Here is a 25,155-nt window from a genome sequence, read left to right on the forward strand (position 1 = left end):
GCCTGTTTATCTTTCGAGGTTAAATTTGCAGCAGTCTGTTTGGTATTTAGGCAAGGCAGAGCCTGTGTAGTGTGGTTATTCCCCATAAATGGGGCGATAACGTGGAATAAATGCCAAACATGCGCTGCCCAAAGGGTTCTGCCTAGGGGCTATTTACTCTTTGTTGCTCGGTTTTTACTTATTCTTACATGGATGTAAGCCATTAGAATAACGCAGGAGCAGTTATCGAGCCCACTAGGTTACAAACCTCACGCCGCGATTAAATAGCCCCTAGATTGAACAAATTTTAATCCTGAAAGGTCAACAGGCCCTAGTTATAAAAAGCCGCTATCGCGGCTTTTTTTGTATTATGCGATTTGTTGAATTTACGATGAAATCAGGAATGATAATTGCTTAGGCTACCACTTTGGTCTAGCTTGATTTTTATTTAATTCACTTAACAAAACTAAATAAGTGTTTCTGTCGTATAATTTTCATAAATACACTCGCATAGTCATCTAAAATGATGTTAAAATCTCGACAATATGTGATGAGTTTTACTACGTTGCTTGTTTGATATCTCTAGCAAGCTGCTCTTTTGTACCTTGATATAACTTGGAATAACTCAAATGGCGACGTGGTTGATACGATTTTTCAGTTTCTTTCCTTTAATGTAATGCAAGTGCGTATGATCAACATAAAAAAAGGTCTGGATTTACCCTTAGAGGGCGCGCCACAGCAAGTTATACATGACGGTTCTGCTGTCAAACGTGTAGCTGTGCTTGGCGAAGAGTTTATCGGTATGCGTCCAACCATGCATGTTCGTGTGGATGACCAAGTCAAAAAAGGCCAGGTACTTTTTGAAGATAAAAAGAACCCAGGCGTCCTATTTACTGCTCCAGCTTCTGGTACAGTAAAAGAAATAAATCGTGGTGCTAAACGTGTGCTGCAATCTGTTGTTATTGAAGTAGCAGGCAGTGAGCAAATCACCTTTGACTCTTTCAAAGCAGACGAGCTTCCGAGCTTAGAGCGCGAAAAAGCCAAAGAAGTACTTATCCAGTCTGGTCAATGGACAGCACTTCGTGTTCGCCCATTCAGCAAAGTAGCGGCTGTGGATGCAAATCCTAGTTCTATTTTTGTGACCGCAATCGACACAAACCCATTAGCTGCAGATCCTGCAGTAATTATTGCAGAAAATGCGCAAGCATTTGAAGCGGGTCTTGCAGTTGTTTCGCGTTTGACCGATGGCAAAGTATTTGTGTGTAAAAAAGCAGGCAGCCAAGTTCCTAGCTCATCTATAGCTCAAGTAGAAGTACATGAGTTTGGTGGTGTGCATCCGGCTGGCCTCGTTGGCACTCATATCCATCATCTTGATGCAGTTTCTGTTAGCAAACAAGTTTGGCATATTGGTTACCAAGACGTTATTGCGTATGGTCACTTATTCCTTACTGGTGAAATTTACACAAATCGTGTTATTTCGCTTGCAGGTCCTCGCGTTAAAAACCCACGTTTAGTGAAAACACAATTAGGTGCTTCATTGGATGATTTAGTGGCTGGTGAGTTAGAAGACGGAGATAACCGCGTTATTTCTGGTTCTGTTCTATCGGGTTCTATTTCAAACGGTGTTCATGCATTCTTAGGTCGTTACCACGTTCAAGTATCTGTTTTACTTGAAGGTCGCGAAAAAGAATTGTTTGGCTGGATTGCACCAGGTAGTGATAAATTCTCTGTAACGCGTACATTCCTTTCTCACCTTGCACCAAGTCGTTTATTTAAAATGACAACGTCAACAGGTGGTTCAAAACGTGCCATGGTACCAATTGGTAGCTACGAGCGCGTAATGCCGTTAGATATTTTGCCTACTCTATTATTACGTGACTTAATTGCACGTGATTTAGACAGTGCAATTTCATTGGGCGCGCTTGAACTTGATGAAGAAGATTTAGCGTTATGTACCTTCGTTTGTCCAGGCAAATACGAGTATGGTTCTATCCTACGCGATTGCTTAACTACGATCGAGAAGGAAGGCTAGAGAGATGGGTTTAAAAAAATATCTAGAAGATATCGAGCCGAATTTTGAAGCCGGTGGTAAATATGAAAAGTTTTATGCACTGTATGAAGCAGCTGCAACTATTTTTTATACACCAGGCTACGTAAATAAAGGCGCGACACACGTACGCGATAACATCGACCTAAAACGTATGATGATTTTAGTGTGGATGGCGACGTTCCCAGCTATGTTTTTTGGTATGTTCAATATCGGTCATCAGGCCGCTGGTGCTTTAGCACAAGGTTTTGAACTAGCAAACACGTGGCAAGTTGGTTTGTTCCAGTTATTCGGTGGTGAGTTAACCGCTGATGCAGGCTGGGGCGCTAAGATGTTCTATGGAGCATGTTTCTTCTTACCTATCTACGCTGTAACATTTGCAGTAGGTGGTTTCTGGGAAGTTATATTTGCTTCAGTGCGTAAGCATGAAATTAACGAAGGTTTCTTCGTTACTTCTGTATTATTTGCACTTATTTTGCCAGCAACTATTCCTTTATGGCAAGTTGCGTTAGGTATTACGTTTGGTGTAGTAATCGCTAAAGAAATCTTTGGTGGTACTGGCCGTAACTTCTTAAACCCTGCTTTAGCCGGTCGTGCATTTTTATTCTTTGCATACCCAGCTCAAATCTCAGGTGACACAGTATGGACAGCAGTAGATTCTTTCTCTGGTGCAACTATGCTAGGCCAAGCATTTGCTGGCACACTTGACTTTGCAAACATGGAATTATGGTGGAATGCGTTTTATGGTTTCATTCAAGGTTCTGTAGGTGAAACATCTACACTTGCATTATTAGTAGGTGGTTTGTTCTTAATTTACGTTCGTATCGCTTCTTGGCGCATCGTACTAGGTGTATTCCTAGGTATGGTAGCAACTGCATTTTTATTAAATGCTGTTGGCTCAGAAACTAACCCTGTATTTGCAATGCCTTGGTATTGGCATTTTGTACTTGGTGGCTTTGCGTTTGGTATGTTCTTTATGGCTACTGACCCTGTATCAGCTGCATTTACTGACAAAGGTAAATTAGCATATGGTCTATTAATTGGCTTTATGGTGGTTATGATACGTGTTGTGAATCCTGCTTTCCCAGAAGGCATGATGCTAGCAATCTTATTTGCTAACTTGTTCGCTCCACTGTTCGATCACTTTGTAGTGCAGGCTAATATTAAGCGGAGGTTGGCACGTAATGTCTAGTAATAACGAATCAATCGGCAAAACGTTATCAGTTGTTGTAGCACTATGTTTAGTGTGTGCAATCATTGTATCGTTTGCTTCTGTACAGCTTCGTCCTTTACAGCAAGCTAATAAAAACAAAGATATTCAAAGCAATATCTTAGCTGCTGCGGGCATCGACAAAGTTGAAAATGTTCTTGAAACATTTGATGCAAAAATCGAAGCGCGCGTTGTAAACATGACTACAGGTGAGTTTGTAGATACAGACCCAACAATCTTTGACTTTGAAAAAAGCAAATATGATGCAGCGCTAAGTGTTTCTCTTCAAGAGAAAGGCGTTAAAGATATTGCTGGTATTCAACGTGTGACTAAAGAGTCACCGGTGTATATCTCTAAAAAAGAAGATGGCTCAGTTGATGCAATCATTCTTCCTATTCAAGGCTACGGCTTATGGGGCTTAATGTACGGTTTTATCTCGCTTGAAAGCGATGGTGAAACAGTTAAGGGCATTATCTTTTACAAGCATAATGAAACCCCAGGTCTTGGTGGCGAAATCCAAAATCCACAGTGGACTGCTACATGGGAAGGTAAAGAACTTCCAATTCAAATTGTTAAAGGTACTGCGGGCAATGATGAGCATAAGATCGATGGTCTTTCAGGTGCTACATTAACGTCTAACGGTGTTGATCATGCAGTTGACTTTTGGACTGGCGAAAATGGCTTTGGCCCTTTCCTTGCGAAAGTACGTAAAGGAGCATTGAAATAATGGCTGATACTAAAGAAATGAAGGCGGTCCTATTTGGTCCGGTTTTAGCTAACAACCCAATCGCACTACAAGTACTTGGTATTTGTTCTGCGCTAGCGGTAACGTCTAGCTTAAAAAATGCGTTAATCATGTCAATTGCATTGACACTTGTAACTGCGTTTTCGAGCTTCTTTATCTCGCTTATTCGTAACCAGATCCCATCATCTGTACGTATCATCGTACAAATGACCATTATCGCATCATTGGTAATCGTTGTTGACCAAGTATTACAGGCATTTTCTTATGCTACTGCAAAAGAGCTTTCTGTATTCGTTGGTCTAATCATTACTAACTGTATCGTAATGGGTCGTGCTGAAGCATACGCGATGAAGTCGCCACCACTTATGTCATTCCTTGACGGTATTGGTAACGGCTTAGGTTACTCTGTAGTACTACTTACTGTTGGTTTCATTCGTGAGCTATTTGGTAAGGGGTCACTATTCGGTGTTGATATTATCCCATTAGTACAAGATGGCGGTTGGTATCAGCCTATGGGTCTATTGATCTTACCACCGAGTGCATTCTTCATCATTGGTTTGTTCATATGGGTACTGCGTACTTATAAGAAAGACCAAGTAGAAGCTAAAGCGTAAGGGGCAAATAGTGGAACATTATATTAGTTTATTTGTAAAAGCCGTTTTTATTGAGAACTTAGCGTTGTCATTCTTCTTAGGCATGTGTACTTTTTTAGCGGTATCTAAAAAAGTAACCACATCAATTGGCCTAGGCATAGCGGTTATAGTTGTATTGGGTATTTCTGTACCTGTAAACAACTTGGTTTATCATGCGGTACTTGCACCTGGTTCACTAACTTGGTTAGGTTACCCAGATGCAGATCTTAGCTTTTTACGTTTCTTAACTTTCATTGGTGTTATTGCAGCACTTGTGCAAATTCTTGAAATGGCATTAGATAAGTTTTTCCCTGCACTATACAACGCGTTAGGTATCTTCTTACCACTTATCACAGTTAACTGTGCAATATTTGGTGCGGTATCATTCATGGTTGAGCGTAACTATAACTTCGGCGAGTCTGTTGTTTATGGTATTGGCGCTGGTGTTGGTTGGGCACTTGCAATTACATTACTTGCAGGTATCCGTGAGAAACTGAAATACTCAGACGTACCTGACGGCTTACGTGGTTTAGGTATTACCTTCATCACTGTTGGTTTAATGGGACTTGGCTTTATGTCATTCTCTGGTATTTCACTGTAAAGGTAGCGAGGATAAATCATGGATTATCAGATTTTCTTAGGCGTTGGTGTTTTTATCGCTATCGTTGTACTACTGGTTTTAGTCATCATTGGTGCTAAATCTCAGTTAGTTGCAAGTGGCGATATTATCATCGGCATTAATGGCGACCCAGATAAAGCCATTAAAACATCAGCAGGTAGTAAGCTTTTAGGCGCACTATCTGAGTCAGGTATATTTGTATCATCTGCTTGTGGTGGCGGTGGTTCTTGTGGTCAGTGTCGTGTACACATTAAAGAAGGTGGTGGTGATATTCTGCCAACTGAGCTTGATCACATATCTAAAGGTGAAGCCCGTGAAGGCTGTCGTTTAGCGTGTCAGGTAAATGTTAAAAATGACATGGAAATTGAACTTGAAGAGTCAATTTTCGGTGTTAAGAAGTGGGATTGTGAAGTTATCTCTAATGATAACAAAGCAACGTTCATCAAAGAACTTAAGCTGCAAATTCCAGATGGCGAGTCAGTGCCGTTTCGTGCGGGTGGTTACATCCAAATCGAAGCTCCACCTCACCATGTTAAATATGCAGATTTCGATGTTCCTGAAGAGTATCGTGGCGACTGGAACCATTTTGGTTTCTTCGATCTGGAGTCAAAAGTAGACGAAGAAACAATTCGTGCTTACTCAATGGCTAACTACCCAGAAGAAGAAGGCATCATTATGCTTAACGTGCGTATTGCTGCTCCACCTCCAAGAAACCTTAGCTTGCCATGTGGTAAAATGTCTTCGTACATTTGGTCACTTAAAGAAGGCGACAAGGTAACTATTTCGGGTCCATTTGGTGAGTTCTTTGCTAAAGACACTGACGCAGAAATGGTATTTGTTGGTGGTGGTGCTGGTATGGCGCCAATGCGTTCTCATATCTTTGACCAACTTAAACGTTTGAACTCTAAACGTAAGATGAGCTTTTGGTATGGTGCACGTTCTGAGCGTGAAATGTTCTACGTAGAAGATTTTGACGGCCTAGCCGCTGAAAATCCTAACTTCGTATGGCATACAGCACTTTCAGATCCACAGCCTGAAGATAACTGGGAAGGCTATACTGGCTTTATCCATAACGTGTTATTTGAGAACTATCTTAAAGATCACGAAGCGCCTGAAGATTGTGAGTACTACATGTGTGGTCCTCCAATGATGAATGCGGCAGTTATTACTATGCTTAAAGATTTAGGTGTTGAAGACGAAAATATCTTACTAGATGACTTCGGTGGCTAACACTAATACCAAAACAGTTTAGTTTTGGTTAAAATACCAGCCTCGTAGCACTTGTGTTACGAGGCTTTTTTTATTCTTTAATTTTATCAATCTATTAAGTAGAGCTGTTATGAATCGAGTAAGTACTTCACAGGGCATAATGGCCTTTTTACTAATTACACTGACTTTATTATTGTCTGGGTGTGGTGAAAAGCCAGAGTTAAAAGAAACCTTTTTAGAAGGTAAGACTATGGGTACCACTTATCATATTAAATATTATGATGAGCAAGCCCAGCTATCGGCTTCACAACTACAGCTGCAAATAGACGCTGTTTTAAAAGATGTGAACCAATCTATGTCTACTTACATAGAAGACTCTGAAATAAATACATTTAACAGATTACCTGCAAATCAAGTCATGCCAATTAGCGAAGATTTTAGGGCTGTTATAAGCGAGTCTATTCGCTTGGGTGAATCAACTAAAACACTCGACGTAACAATGGGGCCTTTAATTGATTTATGGGGCTTTGGGCCTGATAAAAAACCAACTAATCGCCCAAGTGATGAAGAGCTTGCAAGTATGGTTGAAAAAATAGGCATTGATAAACTTATCTTAAATGAGCAAGGACTGGCTAAAACAGTTAATGGACTGGAGCTTTCTTTTTCGGCAACAGCTAAGGGCTATGGTATTGATAAAGTTGTCCAGTTATTAGAAAGCCACGACATTACTAATTACATGGTTGAGATTGGTGGTGAGCTGCGTATAGCAGGTGAAAAGCCAAATAATCAGGATTGGAAAATCGCGATTGAGCAACCAGATGCGCAACCTGGAGAGCGTAAGGTACACCGTGTTTTATCGCCAGGTACAAGTGGTATAGCGACATCGGGTGATTACCGTATTTTTTATAAAATGGATGGCGAGATCTATACCCACTTAATTGATCCAGCAACAGGTATGCCTATTAAGCACGACTTAGTGTCGGTAACTGTGCTTCATCCAAGCGCTATGACGGCAGATGGTTTAGCGACGGCACTTACTGTAATGGGGATGCAAAAAGCGCAAGCTTATGCTGAGCAACATGATTTACCGGTTTATTTAATAGGTAAATCAAAAGAGGGTTTAATTACCTACTCAAGCCCAGCATTTAAGTCTTATTTATAGTATGGTGCTTGACTTGTTTATTTCCGTGTTATTTGGGTATATAATAGCAGTTGCTCAAAAATATTTGAGTTTAATTTATTGCTGATCAATAGGGGCTAAGCAATGTCACTTTTTCTTCTTACTTTTGGCTTACTAATTTTGATAGTTTCGGCTATGGCCGTTGGTATGATCGTGCAAAAAAAATCTATGGCAAGCAGCTGTGGTGGTTTAGGTTCGGTTGGTATTGATAAAGCCTGTGATTGCGATGATCCATGTGATAAACGCAAAAACCGTTTAGCAAAAGAGCAAGCCTGGAAAGAAAACCAAATTATTTAAGCCTGTCTTAAATATTAAAAAGCGCTTTATAGCGCTTTTTTTGTGCCTGTAAAACGCCTTCGCATCATAGCTTCCAAAGCAATCCAATCTAAATGTATTAGACAAAGGTATATAGTTTAGTTTTTTTCACCTATTAGGTTTATTTTTCTCGTTTGTCAAATTGGAGCTAACACTCTAAAGTTTAACCATAGACAAAGAGCAAGGCTCTCGTCATAAGCTTGAGGCATAAGTTAGCCTCGCTTAAAAGAATCTTTATATTGTGTGTGAAGATGTTGTCAGTGTGAAAGGCAACTCAAATTCGGTGGTGACTGCATTTGAGTTGTTTTTATTCCCTACAATTGCCACGCAGTGTAAACCAAAAATCTTTATATTGTGTGTGAAGATGTTGTCAGTGTGAAAGGCAGCTCAAGTTCGGTGGATTTACTTCCATAAAGAACGAGTTTGAGTTGTTTTTATTCCCTACAATTGCCACGTAGTGTAAACCAAAAATCTTTATATTGTGTGTGAAGATGTTGTCAGTGTGAAAGGCAACTCAAATTCGGTGGTGACTGCATTTGAGTTGTTTTTATTTCCCTACAATTGCCACGTAGTGTAAACCAAGAATCTTTATATTGTGTGTGAAGATGTTGTCAGTGTGAAAGGCAACTCAAATTCGGTGGATTCACTTCCATAAAGAACGAGTTTGAGTTGTTTTTATTCCCTACAATTGCCATGCAGTGTAAACCAAAAATCTTTATATTGTGTGTGAAGATGTTGTCAGTGTAAAAGGCGGCTCAAGTTCGGTGGTGACTGAATTTGGGCTGTTTTTATTTGTGCGACACAATTATTACCCCCTCCTAAAAACCTATAATCCTATTAAATACTTCTCTTTAAATCGTTTTTTATTTGAACTAACCGAATGTTTTTTATCGTGTTATTTTTTATTAACAAAATAGCTTCGAAAGCTTAACTCAAATTAATTGATTTTTAGTTGAACAGAAAATTCTCTTTGTTATACTCAAGTTCGAACTTTCAGTAAGTTTTGAAAGTTTGGTTGATACGGATCAATTTTCGCTAGATAAATATGTGCTAGCTGGATTTGATTGTATTTAGCACCTGGTTTTAGGGCTTACAACAGCAATGTTTTTTAAATTTTTCCATTGCGAACTGTATTACTCTAATTTTGTTATAGTCATTTTAGTAGGTTAATGTCTTTGAACACACTTTCTTTGCATCATACAGCTACGGAACTTGCCTCTGGCGAGCCGCAGACGTGTGAGCGCTTGAATAAAGCAGGCAAGGGCGTGTGTGTAGCTATAACTTTATTAGTGTTTAATACTGTAATGTTGCTAAGCGGTGCATTAGAGGATGCCTTCAAGCTTGAAGCGCTATTAAGTGATGGGTTTATTGTAGAGCCACTGTTACTTAATCTTGCGCAATTTTTAGCTCATCCGATCATATCAAGTCAGTTACTTATTGGCCTTTGTTGGTTATTGTTCCATATTTGTCCAGCGCGTCGTGCTGGCATAGTCCTCCGTAAAGCAGCCTTTGCTTTTAGCGAGGCTAAAGTTCTTCAGCCTGTGATCTCTTCACACGGTTGTCGTGCTCCACCTAGCTTTACAGGTTGCCTGTAACGCTGCATCTTGTTGCTGGTTTTAATTATTTGTTCTTGCTGTAAATAATTAAGGTTAGCTACAACAAAGTAGCTCCGTGTTTTTTAAACACATTTCAGCCAACCACCACTCACCCAAGTTAACTTTTATTACGTTATATAAATGCGTTTAGAAAGCTGGGTTTGTTGCTAGGTCATTAATGGCATGAGCTTTAGGTTTTGAATAGCCCCCTTATTTTTATAATTTAATTCTAGTTAACTTGGGTTTTTATTGAAAAATCGTTGCTTTGGTTTTTATTTTAAGCAGCAAATTGAAACTCTAGGTTTGTAGGATACTCCCTTGTTAATTCGTAACCTTTGTAATATTGCTTTAGCTAGTACAGTGCTGGCGTTGTCAGGCTGTAAAGGCGGGATACTCGATCCAAAAGGGCAGATAGGCATTGATGAGAAAAATTTAATCATCATCGCAACTGTGCTTATGTTGCTTGTAGTCGTTCCCGTTATTGTGATGACTTTGTATTTCGCTTGGAAATATAGAGACACTCAAAACCAAGAAATTTATGCTCCAAAATGGGCTCATTCAAATAAAATTGAAGCCGTTGTTTGGGCTGTTCCTATTGTTATTGTAATCATTTTAGGTGTTATTACCTGGCAGTCTACCCAAGAGCTAGACCCTTACAAACCAATTGAAGGTAAAGGTAAGCATCTTACTGTTGAAGTGGTTTCATTAAACTGGAAGTGGCTGTTTATATATCCTGAGCAAGGTATTGCTACGGTTAATGAATTAGTGTTCCCAGCAAATGTACCTGTTGAATATAAAATCACTTCAGAGAGCACAATGAACTCCTTTTTTATTCCGCAATTGGGTAGTCAAATATACTCAATGGCTGGGATGGAAACCAAGCTTCACTTAATTGCAAATGAGCCAGGTACGTTTAAAGGCTTTTCTGCAAATTACAGCGGCGCAGGTTTTACTGGCATGAAATTTAATGCCATTGCTACACCTACCCAAGCTGGTTTTGATAAGTGGGTGAGTGATGTGAAAGCGAATTCAAGCGCTAACAACCTGACTCATGCAAATTATGTTGAGCTTGCAAAAGCAAGTGAAAATAACCCTGTAGCCTATTACGGAAAAGTTGATGACGGCTTATTTCATACCATTGTTATGAAGTATATGCAGGCGCATGGCGATATGAACAAAAAACACCATGCAATGGGCGAACATGGGCAAATGAGTAAAAAGCATCATGAAATGAGTGAGCACTCAATGCCTTCATCTCACAGCCAAGGCGAGGAATAATAATGTCGTTATTAGGTAATCTTTCACTCGACGCAATTCCGTTTCATGAGCCAATTCTTGTGTTCACGATGTCGGTTATTGCGATAGCTGGGCTTATTATTGCCGGGCTTATTACAAAGTATAAAAAATGGGGCGTGCTTTGGCGCGACTGGATCACGTCTGTTGATCACAAACGCTTAGGCGTAATGTATATTCTTTTAGCACTAATAATGCTGTTTCGTGGTTTTTCAGATGCAATAATGATGCGTGCGCAGTTGGCACTTGCTACCAGTGGTGCGCCAGGTTATTTACCACCAGAACACTACGACCAAATATTTACTGCCCACGGCGTAATCATGATCATATTTATGGCAATGCCATTTATGATTGGTCTAATGAACATTGTATTACCACTTCAAATTGGTGCTCGCGATGTTGCTTTCCCATTTTTAAATAATTTAAGTTTTTGGTTTACAGCCAGTGGTGCAATTTTAATTAACTTATCACTTGTGTTTGGTGAGTTTGCAAAAACAGGTTGGGTGGCATATCCGCCGCTTTCGGAGCTGACCTTTAGCCCTGGGGTGGGGGTTGATTATTATATTTGGGCCTTGCAAATATCCGGGCTCGGTACACTTCTAACAGCCGTAAACTTTTTAGCAACCGTGTTTAAAATGCGTGCACCAGGTATGACCCTAATGAAAATGCCAATTTTCACATGGGCATGTACATGGGCAAACATATTAATTGCAGCATCATTCCCAATTTTAACTGCTGTACTTGCAATGCTAACGCTTGACCGTTATCTCGACTTCCACTTCTTTACCAATGAATTGGGCGGTAACGCCATGATGTACATCAACCTGTTTTGGGCATGGGGTCATCCTGAGGTATACATATTAGTATTACCAGCGTTTGGTATTTTTTCTGAAATTATTTCGACCTTTGCCGGTAAACGTTTATTTGGTTACAAGTCGATGGTTTACGCCAGCGGTGCAATCTCAATTTTAGGCTTTATTGTTTGGCTACATCACTTCTTTACGATGGGCTCGAGTGCTAACGTTAATGCGTTTTTTGGGGTAATGACCATGGTTATTGCCGTACCAACTGGGGTTAAGTTATTTAACTGGTTATTTACCATTTACCGAGGTCGTTTACGTATTAGCGTACCGGTACTTTGGACACTTGGCTTTATGGTTACCTTTACCGTAGGCGGTATGACCGGTGTATTACTTGCTATTCCTGGCGCCGATTATGTACTGCATAACAGCTTATTCTTAATTGCACATTTTCATAACACAATTATTGGTGGTGCTGTGTTTGGTTACCTGGCCGGTTTTGTATTTTGGTTCCCTAAAGCAATGGGCTTTAAACTTAATGAAAAATGGGGCAAAGCATCATTTTGGTGTTGGATTATTGGTTTCTTCGTAGCATTTATGCCGCTGTACGTACTTGGTTTCTTAGGTATGACACGTCGCTTAAACCACACTAACAACCCAGATTGGAACATATGGTTATACATTGCCGCAGGCGGTGCTGTAATTATTATGTTTGGTATTATCAGCCAGGTAATTCAATTATATGTGAGCTTTAGAGACCGTGAAGCGCTTGACGATACAACAGGCGATCCGTGGAACGGCCACACACTTGAGTGGGCTACAAGTTCACCTCCGCAAATTTATAACTTTGCAACAATTCCACATATTGATGATATTGATGCATGGACCGACATGAAAGAAAAAGGTCAAGCATATCAAGATAAGGCAAACTACAGCCCTATTCATATGCCTAAAAACACATCAGCTGGCGTGTTAATGGCAGCAAGCTTAACAGTATTTTGTTTTGCAATGATTTGGCATATTTGGTGGTTAGCTGTTGTTGGGCTAGTAGGCGGAATTGCCATATTTATCAAACGTTGTTACACCAGCGATGTAGATTACTATATACAACCTGATGAAATTGCACGCACTGAAGCTGCATATAATTCAAGTGGCATTAAGGAGCTAAAAGCGTGAGTACACTTTCTGCAAATTTAGAATCAGCAAATTTAGACTCTGTATCACACGATGATCATGCCCACGCGCATGATCATCACGATACTTCGGGTGACACGATATTTGGCTTTTGGTTATACCTAATGACCGATTGCCTATTATTTGCCTCGTTTTTTGCCACCTACGCAGTGCTGTTTATGAACACTGCCGGCGGTGTATCGGGTAAAGATATTTTTGAGCTCGACTTTGTAGCAGTAGAAACTGCTGCACTACTTATTAGTAGTATTACCTTTGGTTTTGCCATGATTGCCGCTCAAGGGCAAAAAAAGGCACTAACACTGACTTGGTTATTTGTTACGTTTTGTTTAGGTGCTGTGTTTATTGGTATGGAAGTATACGAATTTCATCACCTAATTGTGCATGGCAATGGCCCACAACAAAGTGCTTTTTTGACATCATTTTTCTCATTAGTTGGCCTACATGGTTTACATGTAACTGCGGGTCTAATTTGGATGACCATAATGATGATTGAAGTTGCTAAACGCGGCTTAGGTAAAGCAACCGTAACGCGTTTAAGCTGCTTAAGCCTATTTTGGCACTTCTTAGACATTGTTTGGATTTGTGTATTTACCGTTGTTTATTTAATGGGAGCAATGTAATGAGCCACAGCGAAACGCATGCGTTAAAGCAAACGCAAAGTGATCATCATGATGAATCTCATGGCAGTGTTAAAACTTACTTAATTGGCTTTGTGCTATCGGTAATTTTAACTGCTATACCGTTTTACATGGTAATGGAAGGTGACTTTTCAAAAGCAACAACGCTTTGGAGCATTGTTACTTTAGCAATCGTACAAATTTGGGTGCATTTAAAATACTTTTTACACCTTAATTTTACCACCGAAGATGGCCGTGCAAGTACTTTCACATTCCTATTCAGTGCTCTGATCATCGTAATGGTTGTTGGGTTATCTGTTTGGATCATTTATGAATCTAACGCAATGATGATGTACTAGGAGTTGAAGATGTTTCGTCGTTATTTATCAGTGACAAAGCCGGGTATTATTATGGGCAATTTGATCAGCGTAGCGGGCGGGTTTTTACTTGCTTCGCGCGGTGATATAGACCCATGGTTAATGATTGCCACATTAATTGGTTTGTCGCTAGTGGTTGCATCAGGTTGCGCTATCAATAATGTTATAGATAGAGACATAGATGTGGCCATGGCGCGTACTCGTACGCGGGTTACAGTAACGGGCGAAATGTCGGCCTTTGCTGCACTTAGTCACGGTATTTTATTGGGTGTTGTGGGCTTTGGTTTACTTATCGCCTACACCACTCAAGCCGCGGTATTTTTTGCAGCCTTTGGCTACGTAATTTATGTAGGGGTTTATAGCCTCTACATGAAACGCAACTCAGTATATGGCACTTTTGTAGGCAGCCTTTCTGGCGCTGTACCGCCAGTAGTAGGTTACTGCGCCGTAACAGGGCAGTTCGATATGGGCGCATTAATACTGCTAGTCATGTTTAGCTTGTGGCAAATGCCGCACTCTTACGCTATTGCTATTTTTCGCTTTAAAGATTATCAAGCTGCAGGTATTCCTGTATTACCAGTAGCGCAAGGTATCGACAAAGCAAAACGCCATATCGTACTTTACATTGCTGTATATGCCCTAGTTGTGATGTTACTGCCAATTACTGGCTACACAGGTGCTGCTTTTATGGCTGTTGCTTGTATTACCAGCTTTTGGTGGTTGCTAATGGCGCTACGTGGTTATCGTCGTAATATTGATATGAGTAGCTGGGCACGTAAAGTGTTCGCATTTTCAATTATTAATATTACAGCGTTAAGTATTGCTATGGCTGTTGATTATCATAGTGTTGCTCCACAGCTATTAACGCTTACCTAATTTAAAAATTTTAACTATTCCAAAGTTAATCCAAAGGCTCGAAAGGGCCTTTTTTTATGCCTAAATATTAAAATAATTGAACATCAGTACTCTCGCCCTTTTACTTTCTAAAATCATCAGCATTGTAATAAAGTGGTTTAAGGGTGCCGCAGTTAATAAATTTATAGGTAAGCTCATTTTCAGCTGGGACACGTTTTGAGGTACGAAGCTTTTGCATACATGCATTAACTAAATCAACAAAAATAAGATGGTTATAGCTCGGCGCTTGTTGAATTTTATGAATATAAATACGCTCACTCCCGCCCAGATTAATCATGTCGTAGTCTTGCCATTGCGATGATTCACTTAAATCTTTTAGATCTCTGGCATACAGTTGCTTACTCAGTTCAAGCTCTTTTTTTGAGTAAATTAAACTACCACCTTGTTGATAATCACCCTCGTAAATGTCGGCAATAATCGTAATTTCTTCACCACGCATTAAATGTTGAATATTAAACGCTTGTGGCTTAACCGTGATTAGTTCAGCATTTCTAACAAAGTTTAAGAGTGCGACATCGGGGTTTCCTATTTTATAAACAACTTGCACATCATCTGGAGAATTATAACTAGGTAAGTTAATCGCAATTATAGATGAGCCTTGATTAACCAAAGCCATAGGATGCTCAGCATTGTAAGCGGGGTCTACCGGTGGAAGTTCTGCTTTTTCTTCTTCAGCTGCGGCAAAGCCACTTAAAGTAACTAGTAATAAAGTAAGTAGTAGGCGCATTATAATCTCAATTAATTTATGAGCTTAAATTGTAGTATAAAATATATATTACATTGAGTTAATTACACTTAATACTTAAATGCCAAGCATTGTATAAAAGGCTCAAATGAGCCTTTTATACAATTTCAGGTAATCTTAAAGCGACATTAAAATAAGCACTATTTAATTGCTTTTTTTACTTCTCGCCAATCTATTATTTTAAAGTTTTGAGGTTGCTGTGGCATACGATTATAACCATCTTGTACAACTAAAATACCTTCAGGATAACCCGGTAGGGACTTAGATGTTACTGTTAACCCGTCGGTTTCTGATGAGCCATCAATACCATTAACCAAATCACTTATTACATTAAACTTACCCGTAAACTCTAAGCTAGGTGTTTTAATGCCCGCAGTATCATTATTTATTTTATACAGTACGTAGCTGTTATCACCTTGGCTGGAAACAACTAAATAACGTGTTTTGTCGCTGTGGTAAATTTCCATACCTTCAACATCATCAACAAGTTGCTCATTTATACCTTGCAGCATAACCGGTGTACTGCCTGCCGTTGGCTCTGCACCTATAAACCAAATACCGGCATCTTCTTCGCCTACAAATAATTGTCCCAGTTCATCATCTGCACTACAGCCTTCTGGTTGGCTTGGTAGGTTAAACTCGCGAACAAGTTTGCCTGTTATTTTTTCGTTATCCTCACTGATTTTATATTGCTGATACAGCCCCGATTTATCATTTACAAATACATAGTTCCCCGTATTTGACGAGTACATACATAAGCCATAAATTTCATCAAGATTGGTAGGAATATCAGCAATGTACTTCACACTATTATTAGCTTGTACTGTAAATAGACTAATACCGTTAAGCGTTCGGTTACTAGCAGTTATTAATGTATTGGTACTGTTTTTAATCGTGCTATTTTGTCGCAGGTCTACGTTATTTAAACGACCAACTTCAAGTGACTGTTCAAGCTTGCCATTTAGGCTGTATACCATTAGTCCACGGCGTTTATCGGTGCCTAAAATTAAGCTGTTTGCTGCATCTTTAGGGTTAACCCAAATTGCCGGATCGTCTGCTGCATCACCAAATGCTTGAACGGGGGCCGTTTGTGCACTTGCCTTTATTTGAGTGATTGATTGAGTGATTGATTGAGTGTTGGTTTTTAATGGTTTTTTGATAGGTGTTACAGGTAATGTACTTTTAATATAAGCACCTGTTTCGTCGTTATACAGCACTGCCGTTGCCGCGTTGTTACTTGTGTAATTTACCGCTACCGATTCCAAGCTCAAGTCACCATTTAACATCCAGTTATTAAGCATTTTACTAATTGGATCATAAGCATACACAGTATTGTTTTTGGTACTAGTAAACCAGATAATACCATCTTGCGAAGCTGAAATAGCTCCTAGTTCACTGTGTAACTTTCCAAAGGGGGCGACTAAAGCAATCGGTTTTTTATCTGCTTGCGATTCCGCGTTCGCGTTTATTGCCCAAATGCCTACTTCGCTTTCACTTACATATAAGGTATTTGTTGTTGTACTTACAGCACAACCCGACGCCTCACTAACGCCAGAAAATTCACGTACATTTACGTTAACCGCTTTATTATTCGCTGTATCAAAAATAATAGTTTCGGTAATTAGCCCGCGTACATCAGGTACAAATGCCGATATTGATTCACTCGCTTTATTAGCAAATAAACACACCGTATCGGGTTGTGCTTGTGGTGGGTTAATGCGGGTTAGTTCAATTGTATTCCAGCCACTTTGAGTGTGCTCAAGCTTAAATATAACAACGTTATCTTGATTGTTATCAATAGTTGCAACCAAAAATGAGTGTGCTGTTAGCTTAGTGACAGCAAGTGCTTCAAAGTTACCTTTTTTTATAATGCGGCTTTGTTGCGTTTCACTTTCAACTAACACTAAGCCTTTGCTTTCGCTTGCTAGCAACCAATTGTTATTATTTAACCATGCCGCTTGTGAGCCTTGCATGTTATCTGTTGGACCAAATTTAGTACTATTAATGACTACTTTATCAGGTGTGTTTTTTACTGCCGTATTTGTAGCCACGTTACTATTGCTACATGCACTTAATGTGCTAAGCACTAAGCTACTTACAATTAAGCTAAGAGATGTTTTTAATTTAAATTTCATGTTGTAACCTTTTATTGGTCAAAGCGCTTTTGAGTGCTGTAACGCACTTCGCCTTTATAGTTAATAGCCGTTGCTTTTAGTGCTTCATTGTTAATCGAAAAGCTCAAAAATCCTGGAGTAGCTTCTGCAAAACGCGTAAATTCACGTTGTTTTACGTAACGCGCTTCGCTACCACCACCAGATACAAAGTGGTCGAGTTTACTGCCATCTATTTGGTTATGTTGCAGGTCATGTTCGTGTCCTGCTATGTATGCTTGCACACCATTTTGCTCAAATATGGGCTCGAGTAAATTACGCAAACCTTCAGTAAGTCCATAACGTTTTCCACTGCTATAAAGTGGGTGATGACCAACCACTATTTTCCATCGAGCTTGGCTATTTGAGAGTTGGCTATTTAACCATGTTAATTGCGCTTGGCTGTTTTGCCCTTGAGTTGCTTTGTATTTTTCGCGTGTTTTGTATTCAGGGTTTAAAGTATTAGTGTCTAAAAACACCATTAATATCTGCTCGCCACCTTTTAAAGTAAAGGTTTTGCTGTAATAGCGTGCAGGTAAATTCCAGCGCTGACTTTTTTTACTGTAATCAAGTTGTGCTTGCGCATTACCTAAATAATCATGATTACCCAGTACTACATACCAAGGCTCGAATGTATGTGGACCATGGTAAATATCTTCATAGGCACTTTGCCAAAGCGGGTCGTTAACACTTGCTACCCCATTGGGATAAAAGTTATCGCCCGTTGAAATAGTAAAATCACCATCCGTTTGAAACATCGCTATTTCTAACTGGTGCGCTACGTCTTTTTGATAAAAGTGCCCGTTATGACCCCAATCACCAATAACCGTAAAATTTAAGCTCTTAGGCAGCGCAGTCAAGTTTGCAATTTTTTGTTGCTCGTACAATGCGTCGGTGTACGTTACGTTTGCCAATACGCTTTGTATACTGCATAGACCAAGTGTTATTAGCAGTAATGTTTTTTTTATCATTATTGTTCTCCCATGTTGGTAGCGCTAAATAAAGTGATTAGCGCTACCTCATAAACTTATTTAAAACGCGTAACGCAGCATAAGTTGATAAACCGGACCCGCTTCTTCAGATTCAATTTCGTACTCATCAAAGCTTCTACTAAATTGATCATCAACGGTATCAAATTTATTAAAGGTTTCGTCTTTACTTGCATCAAGTAGGTTTGAACCTACCAAGCGCAGTGTTACATCTTCCCAACGTTTTTCTATAAATACTTCAAAATCGGCACTGTAAGATGTAGTTATTTCTTCACCTACAATGCGTCCATAGGCATCACCTTGCTTGCGGTAAGTTGCGCCAAATGCAGCTTTAAGTTCGGGTAAGTCTTGAATAAACCCAACGTTATAAACGTAGTCTGATTGGTCGTTAAATTTGCGAGTTCCAAAAAAGTCGGTTACTTCACTATCGAGCCATGAGTAATTTAAAAATACACCCGTATTAGGCATGCTAAATGCGCCAAGTGGTGTCGATAAATCAAGTTCAACTCCTTTTACATTACCATCGCCTGTGTTGCGTGGTTGCAGTACAAACGTACCGTCGCCTTCAGAGCCTTCTTGTTCTGTGTTGGCAATTTCTATTAAGTCATTTACTTTGCGATAAAATAAATTAATACCGACAACACCGCTTTTCCCTAAACGATACTCGTAGCCTAAGTCCATACCCCAAGCAGATTCTGGTTTTAATTCAGGGTTACCTAGTTGGTCGTTATCGCCAAGTTCTTTTTCGATAAGTGCCGGTGTTAAAAAATCAAACTCGGGGCGTCGTAAACTACGCGCAACAGAGGCGCTAACGCGTCCATTTTCACTCACGTTAAAACGAAAATGTGCTGATGGGAGGATAAAGTCGTAATTATTATCTTCGGTTACACCAATTGTTTTATCATTAATTTTAGAATCGGTAGACTCCCAGCGAACGCCTAGCTCCCAAGCAAATAAATCATCTTTGTGCTTAACAAGGGCAAATAAGTCAAAGCGATCTTCTTCTAAAGTATTTACACCACCAGTAACCGCTTCGTACTCGCTATTAAATGCAGCAAGCGTTAAAGGTGTTGCAGCATATTGATCCCAACTGGTAAGTGCTAATTCAAGCTCGTCTTCGGCTTCAAAAATATTGCTATCGCGTTTTTTATTTTGCAAAAATGCACCAAACTGAATTTCTTTACTGTCACCCCAAGGTTGACTGTGCTGCCATTGCAGAGTCCATTCTTTATCGTCTATGTTGCTGCGAGCTTGTTCTTCTTCAAATATCATTGGTAGCTCAGACGTATCTAATTCGACTTCTTGCTCATATACCGACTCTTCAAACTTGGCCATACCAAATTTAAACTTACTTGTGCCACTTAGTAGTGGAAATTCATAAGCGGTATTGATGTTGTAATTAGTTTGGTCAATATACTTAACATTGGCATTATCTGTTTCTAAGTTACCGCCACTTATAATGTCGTTATTGGCTGCAGTTGGGTCGTTGTATTCAAATGAACGTTCATCTTCAGTACGCTCGGTATCAACCCACATAGCGCTAATATTAAACTGACTATCGTCGTCAAAAACAATTTCGTAGCTGGAGTTAAGTGACGTATCGTCACCATCGCGAGTGTCAGATTGGTCTTCGCGGTTATCAAATTCTTCTGTTTGAAAATTTATATTGTTTTCAGGGCTATCGCCGTAGCGCAAACTAGTTTTTTGTTTTGGGTTATATCTGCCTTGTAAATTTGCACCAAGTAATAAACGTCCACCCGCAAATTCAGTACCGTACACAGCAGCTAAGCTTTCTTTAAATTCACCATCGTCATAAAGCAAGCCACCAGCGCGTAAGTAACCGCCATCTAAACTGTAACCATCGCGTAATACAATATTTAATGTGCCTGCAATAGCATCGGCTGAGCGGTTAGCACTTGATGAGCGAATAATTTCAACGCGTTCAATTAACTCAGCCGGAATTCGGTCAACAAAAAATGAACGGTCGGCACCAGCGCCAGGTACTTCTTCACCGTTTATAAGCACCTTTGTATAAGCAGGGCTTAACCCCCGCATACGTGCACCATCCGATTCAAGTACATCCGATAAAAATGTAACACTGGGTACTCGTTTTAATGCATCGCCTGCGGTTAAAGGTTCAAAACGTTGAAAGTACTCTTGTGAATACTCCAAGGTTGGTGCGAGTTCGTCTGAGCGGTTTCTGTAGCCAATTTCACCATATACAACAATTTTGTCAGAAACTTCGATATCTTTTTTTGTGGTTTCTTTTGCATCATCTTCTGCATAAGCCGTCAAATTACATAAGGCTAATGCGGCTACCAGTGCTTTTATTTTAAAGTCTTTCATTGTATTTGCTCTTGGTTATTGCTGGGTTGCTTCTTGGTATGGCGAGCAAGCTAAAGATATTTGATTACGTAAATGTGACAGGGTTTAGGTTTAATACATGTATTTAGAGGTATTTGAGCAATATATAGAGTGTATTGAGCTTTTATCACTCCTCGTAAAGTCAGGTGTTATGTACCGTGCAGGGCTGTTTTTAAAGTAGGTATCATCTCGTTGTCATATAGCTGAGCTAATATGACCCTGCTAACAAAAACTTGTATGAACTAACTTTAAAACTCATTTATAAACGAGATACCGCACATGCGATTTAACCCCTTTATCAGCCACCGATTATTAATAAACGCTATTATTGCGATGTTTTTTAGTGCTGTGTTTTTAAGTAGTTATTTAGGTGTATTAAAAACTTACGCCAGTATTCAGTGGCTCGATATTATGGGGGAGGGCGGTATTGTATTAATGACTCTTGTATGGATTACCGCGTTATTAATTTCAAGACCACCGAGTAAAGTAACCACTTACTTAGTAATAGGTGTTGGGTTATTTATGTTCTCGGCAACCCTAGATTTACTTGATGAATGGCTAATGCATCCCGCCCATCAATGGCTCAGTTGGATTGAATCTCTGCCAGCACCTTTAGGCATGTTGTTAACGAGTGTGGGTTTGTATTATTGGCATCAAGAGCAGTACGTATTAAATCGTCAGCTACGCCGCCGTGAAGCGCATTTACGTGAGTGCGATAAGGTGTGTTCAGTTACAGGTCTTTATAAGGCGCAGTACCTAGATTGTGCAATTAAAGAGCAACTTACGAGCAAACAACCACTCTGGCTTGGGGCTATTGATATTCGTGATTTTTCGCATTTTAATAGTGAGTTTGGCTTTAGTGAGGGCGACCGGTTACTGCGTGAAATTAGCGAGCTATTGTTAATGAATTGCCGACTAAGTGATGTAGTGTGCCGCTACGCAGGAGATTGCTTTATGGTATTGATGCCAGCCACCACAGAGCAACAAGCTAAAGAGTTGATGGCACAAATTAAAGGAGCTCTAAAGCATTGTGCATTTAAAGTTGAAGCATCTAAAAAAGCAAAGTTTCAATATGTCACTACCGCCTTAATACAAGGTAATAAGCATAGCAGTACAGGTAAACTAACAAGCCAACTACATAGTCAATTACAACAAAAAAAGCATCAACTAAAAGTAGCGCACCGTGCACATGTTTGTTAGCCAAGACGACAAATATTTAAGCGCTCAAGGGCTTATTACGTCAGCTGTAGAGCTTGCTCAAAGCCGAAACATAAATTTACATAAGCTGCTACGCGGTACCGGTATTTTTGAACAAGACTTACTTAATTTTCAGCATACATTTAGTGTGTCTCAGCAGGTGCGTTTATTAGCTCAATTTAAGTTGTTGATGAAAAGTACTGACAGTGGTTTTTTACTCGGTAGCCAACTTATTAACGACACTCGAGCCGAAGCTCAGGCATTAAAATATAGCGATAATTTAGCTCAAGTATTAAAGCAATTATCACTTTTAAGAATGCAATTAGCGCCTTTGCTGTTTAGCCAAACGTATATTAAAAACGATAATGTTTATATTTATATTCAGCCAGCACATGGGTTTGATGAAAGCCTTTACCACTATGTGCTAGAGATATACAGCACTGCATTTTATAGTTTACTTAAACGAGTGAGCGAAAGTTACCCGCATTGTCAGTTCGACTTTGCTTTTAAACGCCCTCGGCATATTCAAGAATACGAGCAAAGTTTAGGGCTAAAGGTAAGTTTTGATAAGCCATGTACTCGCTGGGTATTAAATAAAACCATGTTAAGGGCTAAAAACCCGCATGCGAGTCAATTACGATTTATGCAAGCGCAGTCGCAGCTACATAATAAAAGCGTAGTTAGCATGACTTTTATTGAAGCCGTCTGCAGATACTTATACTCTCATCCAAGTGCTAATTTAGAGTGTACCGCAAAGCACTTTGCTATGAGCTCAGCTACATTTAAGCGCAGACTCAAACTCAATGGGGTACGCTTTTCAGCGTTAATAGATGAGCAAAATAAGCACAAAGCTATTTACCTACTTACTCTGTGCGCTAAACATAACGAACAAGTCGCTGAGCATTTAGCTTTTTACGATATACCTAACTTTCGGCGCGCCTTTAAGCGCTGGACAGGCTTAACACCTAATCAGTTAAAAGCGCAATAAGTTACTCAGTTGCCATGTCGATGGAGTGCAACAATGTTCGTGCATTTAAATGAAGGTTTGGATCTTCTGGATTTGACGTATTAGTCAGCCAAATTACATTGCCTTCTTTATTTACAAACAATGTAGTAGGTGTGCCTCGTATACCTAATTGCTGTGCTATTGCATCGGCTTTTACAGCTGTTTTAAAAGTATAACCTCTTTCGCTAAGTGCTTTAGCGGGAGTAGCATCGTCATCTTCTTTAAAGCTCACGGCAATAACTTTTAAGCCCATATCATCAATTTTTTGAAGTGCTGGCTGCAGCTTTTTACAGTACGGACACCACGTTGCCCAAAAGTGTAAAACGTAAGGTTGACCTAGTAAATCTTGAGTATTGAGTGGCGACCCATCAGCCATTTGTAAATTTAATGTAGGCAATTTAGGATATGTTGCTTCTGAGCTTGTATCTTGTGCGTAAGCTGTAAAGCTTAATAAAATTAGCGTGATGGTAATAAATAGCTGTTTCATAATATGCTCTTTTTTATTTTACATATTAAACAAGAACGATAATTTAACATTTTTCTTTCAAACTAAAAGCCTGCAGCTTGTTCAACAACAATAGCGTGGCGTTTAGCGAGGCGTAGATGATCTCTATCGTAACCTCCGCCTATCACAGTAGCTACAGGTGTATTGTGTTCAAGGCAGCGTTTTAGCACTAAATGGTCTCGTTTAGCTATGCCATCCCAGCTAATATCTAACTTACCCAAGCCATCACCTTGCCAAATATCAACGCCAGCATCGTAAAGTACTAAGCTTGGGTTTAGCTCTTTAAGTAAATAACTTAGTGTTTCGTCAACTATGGCAAGGTATTCGTCGTCCTTCATATTATTTGCCAGGCCAATGTCTAAATCGCTAGCGGACTTTCTAAAGGGGAAGTTTTTTTCGCAATGGATAGAGCAGGTATACGCATAGGGTTGATGCTGTAACATTGCGGCTGTGCCATCACCTTGGTGCACGTCTAAATCAAAAATAAGTACGTTAGTTACCTCACCCGATTCAATTAAAGTTTGCGTGGTAAAGGCCAAATCGTTAACCATACAAAAACCTGAACCAAAGTCATTATGTGCGTGATGTGTACCACCGGCAAGATGACACGCTATACCGTGTTCAAGTGCTAAGCGGGCTGTCTGTAGCGTTCCTTGAGGGGCTGTAAATGTACGTGCCATAAGCTCTTTTGACCAAGGTAGACCAATGCGACGCATTGCTTTTTCATCTAAGCGGTTGTGCCATAAATCTTGGATATAATTATCGCAATGCACAAGCTCAAGCGGCTCTGGCGTGCCTAATATTGGCTCAACTAGGTTACTGCCGATTAAACCAAGCTCTGCAATATGTTGATATAAATGTGCAAATTTACTCATTACAAAGCGATGCTTAGGATCAAAGCTAAACGAGTAGTTAGGATGGTATACCAAAGGCAAATGAGGATTTAAGCGCATATTTACAAGCTTTATAAAGTTTGCGCTATGGTAATCAACTTAAGAGAATGAGTCTATTGCGAGTCATTAATAAGTGACGCTAATTCGCGATGCAGTAGCTCATCATCGGCTAAGTTTAGCTCTATTAAACGCTTTAAATAAGTAATACTGTCTATATCAATGTGATGGCATTTTAAACCAATATGATCGGCTTCAATATGGCAAATCACTACTTCCATTTTTATTTCTATATCGCTTTGAGGCAATGTAAAACGCAGTATTGCTTGCGTATTGTGGCTGCCAATAAATGCATCACAATTAGTAACCAACGCGCCATGTAACGATAGATCGAGTAATTTACACGGATACTGTTGGCTATCAAAACATAACAGAGCGTTAGTTGAAAATAGCACACGAGAAAACTGTCGACGATTTTGCATAACCTAATTTAGCCTTACTGTTTTTTATAATAAATTAAGCATAGCGGGTAATTCTCTACATGCTAGCAAGATGTGCTCCTGTAATGCTGGTGGCATAAAA

General features: G+C 39.7%; 23 protein-coding genes. 16 read left to right on the forward strand and 7 right to left on the reverse strand.

What is annotated here, in order from left to right:
* The first annotated feature begins 667 nt into the window (after window positions 1–667).
* The 14 genes from ABX891_RS06190 to cyoE all read left to right on the forward strand — a co-directional run bounded on the left by ABX891_RS06190 (window position 668) and on the right by cyoE (window position 14,688).
* A complete protein-coding gene (locus ABX891_RS06190) occupies window positions 668–2,011 on the forward strand; it encodes a Na(+)-translocating NADH-quinone reductase subunit A (protein WP_024596562.1) in 1,344 nt (447 codons plus the stop codon).
* 4 nt (window positions 2,012–2,015) lie between these two features.
* Window positions 2,016–3,218: an NADH:ubiquinone reductase (Na(+)-transporting) subunit B gene (locus tag ABX891_RS06195; protein ID WP_002958899.1), complete on the forward strand. Its 1,203-nt coding sequence runs from the start codon at window positions 2,016–2,018 to the stop codon at window positions 3,216–3,218.
* Window positions 3,211–3,963, forward strand: coding sequence for a Na(+)-translocating NADH-quinone reductase subunit C (locus ABX891_RS06200; RefSeq protein WP_002958898.1), 753 nt, complete (start codon window positions 3,211–3,213; stop codon window positions 3,961–3,963). Before ABX891_RS06195 ends, ABX891_RS06200 begins: the two co-directional genes overlap by 8 nt.
* A complete protein-coding gene (locus tag ABX891_RS06205; RefSeq protein ID WP_002958897.1) occupies window positions 3,963–4,595 on the forward strand; it encodes an NADH:ubiquinone reductase (Na(+)-transporting) subunit D in 633 nt (210 codons plus the stop codon). The genes ABX891_RS06200 and ABX891_RS06205 overlap by 1 nt, the downstream gene beginning before the upstream one ends.
* A gap of 10 nt (window positions 4,596–4,605) precedes the next feature.
* Window positions 4,606–5,214, forward strand: coding sequence for an NADH:ubiquinone reductase (Na(+)-transporting) subunit E (gene nqrE, locus ABX891_RS06210; protein WP_002958896.1), 609 nt, complete (start codon window positions 4,606–4,608; stop codon window positions 5,212–5,214).
* A gap of 18 nt (window positions 5,215–5,232) precedes the next feature.
* Window positions 5,233–6,462: an NADH:ubiquinone reductase (Na(+)-transporting) subunit F gene (gene nqrF, locus ABX891_RS06215; protein WP_002958895.1), complete on the forward strand. Its 1,230-nt coding sequence runs from the start codon at window positions 5,233–5,235 to the stop codon at window positions 6,460–6,462.
* A gap of 109 nt (window positions 6,463–6,571) precedes the next feature.
* Window positions 6,572–7,603: an FAD:protein FMN transferase gene (locus tag ABX891_RS06220; protein WP_354629115.1), complete on the forward strand. Its 1,032-nt coding sequence runs from the start codon at window positions 6,572–6,574 to the stop codon at window positions 7,601–7,603.
* Between the two features lie 102 nt (window positions 7,604–7,705).
* Window positions 7,706–7,918: a (Na+)-NQR maturation NqrM gene (nqrM, locus tag ABX891_RS06225; RefSeq protein WP_007376137.1), complete on the forward strand. Its 213-nt coding sequence runs from the start codon at window positions 7,706–7,708 to the stop codon at window positions 7,916–7,918.
* Window positions 7,919–9,111: 1,193 nt separating this feature from the next.
* Window positions 9,112–9,531: a hypothetical protein gene (locus tag ABX891_RS06230; RefSeq protein WP_354630115.1), complete on the forward strand. Its 420-nt coding sequence runs from the start codon at window positions 9,112–9,114 to the stop codon at window positions 9,529–9,531.
* Between the two features lie 318 nt (window positions 9,532–9,849).
* The gene (gene cyoA / locus ABX891_RS06235) at window positions 9,850–10,809 is read left to right on the forward strand and encodes a ubiquinol oxidase subunit II (protein ID WP_024603771.1); all 960 of its coding nucleotides are present in this window, start codon (window positions 9,850–9,852) and stop codon (window positions 10,807–10,809) included.
* Between the two features lie 2 nt (window positions 10,810–10,811).
* Window positions 10,812–12,800, forward strand: a complete 1,989-nt coding sequence (cyoB, locus tag ABX891_RS06240) for a cytochrome o ubiquinol oxidase subunit I (protein ID WP_149594194.1) — start codon at window positions 10,812–10,814, stop codon at window positions 12,798–12,800.
* Window positions 12,797–13,438, forward strand: coding sequence for a cytochrome o ubiquinol oxidase subunit III (gene cyoC / locus ABX891_RS06245; RefSeq protein ID WP_149615280.1), 642 nt, complete (start codon window positions 12,797–12,799; stop codon window positions 13,436–13,438). The genes cyoB and cyoC overlap by 4 nt, the downstream gene beginning before the upstream one ends.
* A complete protein-coding gene (cyoD, locus tag ABX891_RS06250; protein WP_024603769.1) occupies window positions 13,438–13,794 on the forward strand; it encodes a cytochrome o ubiquinol oxidase subunit IV in 357 nt (118 codons plus the stop codon). Before cyoC ends, cyoD begins: the two co-directional genes overlap by 1 nt.
* A 9-nt stretch (window positions 13,795–13,803) precedes the next feature.
* A complete protein-coding gene (gene cyoE, locus ABX891_RS06255; RefSeq protein ID WP_002958102.1) occupies window positions 13,804–14,688 on the forward strand; it encodes a heme o synthase in 885 nt (294 codons plus the stop codon).
* A gap of 100 nt (window positions 14,689–14,788) precedes the next feature.
* Here the strand turns inward: cyoE and ABX891_RS06260 are convergent, their stop codons facing one another.
* From ABX891_RS06260 to ABX891_RS06275, 4 genes are all read right to left on the reverse strand, one after another.
* The gene (locus tag ABX891_RS06260; protein ID WP_354629116.1) at window positions 14,789–15,454 is read right to left on the reverse strand and encodes a hypothetical protein; all 666 of its coding nucleotides are present in this window, start codon (window positions 15,452–15,454) and stop codon (window positions 14,789–14,791) included.
* 158 nt (window positions 15,455–15,612) lie between these two features.
* Window positions 15,613–17,607 carry a phytase gene (locus ABX891_RS06265; protein ID WP_354629117.1) on the reverse strand — a complete coding sequence of 665 codons (1,995 nt, stop codon included), beginning with the start codon at window positions 17,605–17,607 and terminating at the stop codon, window positions 15,613–15,615.
* Window positions 17,608–17,618: 11 nt separating this feature from the next.
* Window positions 17,619–18,593 (reverse strand): metallophosphoesterase, encoded by a 975-nt coding sequence (locus tag ABX891_RS06270; protein WP_165744649.1) that lies wholly within the window; start codon window positions 18,591–18,593, stop codon window positions 17,619–17,621.
* A 60-nt stretch (window positions 18,594–18,653) separates the two neighbouring features.
* A complete protein-coding gene (locus ABX891_RS06275) occupies window positions 18,654–20,957 on the reverse strand; it encodes a TonB-dependent receptor plug domain-containing protein (protein WP_354629118.1) in 2,304 nt (767 codons plus the stop codon).
* Window positions 20,958–21,254: 297 nt separating this feature from the next.
* On the opposite strand from ABX891_RS06275, the gene ABX891_RS06280 reads away from it, so the two are divergent.
* Both ABX891_RS06280 and ABX891_RS06285 read left to right on the forward strand, forming a co-directional pair.
* Window positions 21,255–22,175, forward strand: a complete 921-nt coding sequence (locus tag ABX891_RS06280) for a GGDEF domain-containing protein (RefSeq protein WP_354629119.1) — start codon at window positions 21,255–21,257, stop codon at window positions 22,173–22,175.
* Window positions 22,159–23,160 carry an AraC family transcriptional regulator gene (locus tag ABX891_RS06285; RefSeq protein ID WP_354629120.1) on the forward strand — a complete coding sequence of 334 codons (1,002 nt, stop codon included), beginning with the start codon at window positions 22,159–22,161 and terminating at the stop codon, window positions 23,158–23,160. The genes ABX891_RS06280 and ABX891_RS06285 overlap by 17 nt, the downstream gene beginning before the upstream one ends.
* A 1-nt stretch (window position 23,161) precedes the next feature.
* Here ABX891_RS06285 and ABX891_RS06290 read toward each other — a convergent pair whose 3' ends face one another.
* The 3 genes from ABX891_RS06290 to ABX891_RS06300 all read right to left on the reverse strand — a co-directional run bounded on the left by ABX891_RS06290 (window position 23,162) and on the right by ABX891_RS06300 (window position 25,055).
* On the reverse strand, window positions 23,162–23,665 hold the full coding sequence (locus tag ABX891_RS06290; protein WP_138489503.1) for a TlpA family protein disulfide reductase: 504 nt from the start codon (window positions 23,663–23,665) through the stop codon (window positions 23,162–23,164).
* 62 nt (window positions 23,666–23,727) lie between these two features.
* Complete coding sequence (locus ABX891_RS06295; RefSeq protein ID WP_197098957.1) at window positions 23,728–24,636, reverse strand: histone deacetylase family protein; 909 nt, start codon at window positions 24,634–24,636, stop codon at window positions 23,728–23,730.
* Window positions 24,637–24,689: 53 nt separating this feature from the next.
* A complete protein-coding gene (locus tag ABX891_RS06300) occupies window positions 24,690–25,055 on the reverse strand; it encodes a PilZ domain-containing protein (protein ID WP_002958114.1) in 366 nt (121 codons plus the stop codon).
* Between the last annotated feature and the right edge of the window lie 100 nt (window positions 25,056–25,155).

Source organism: Pseudoalteromonas sp. NCIMB 1079, from assembly GCF_040567695.1.
In the GTDB taxonomy this organism is placed as follows: Bacteria; Pseudomonadota; Gammaproteobacteria; order Enterobacterales; family Alteromonadaceae; genus Pseudoalteromonas; species Pseudoalteromonas distincta.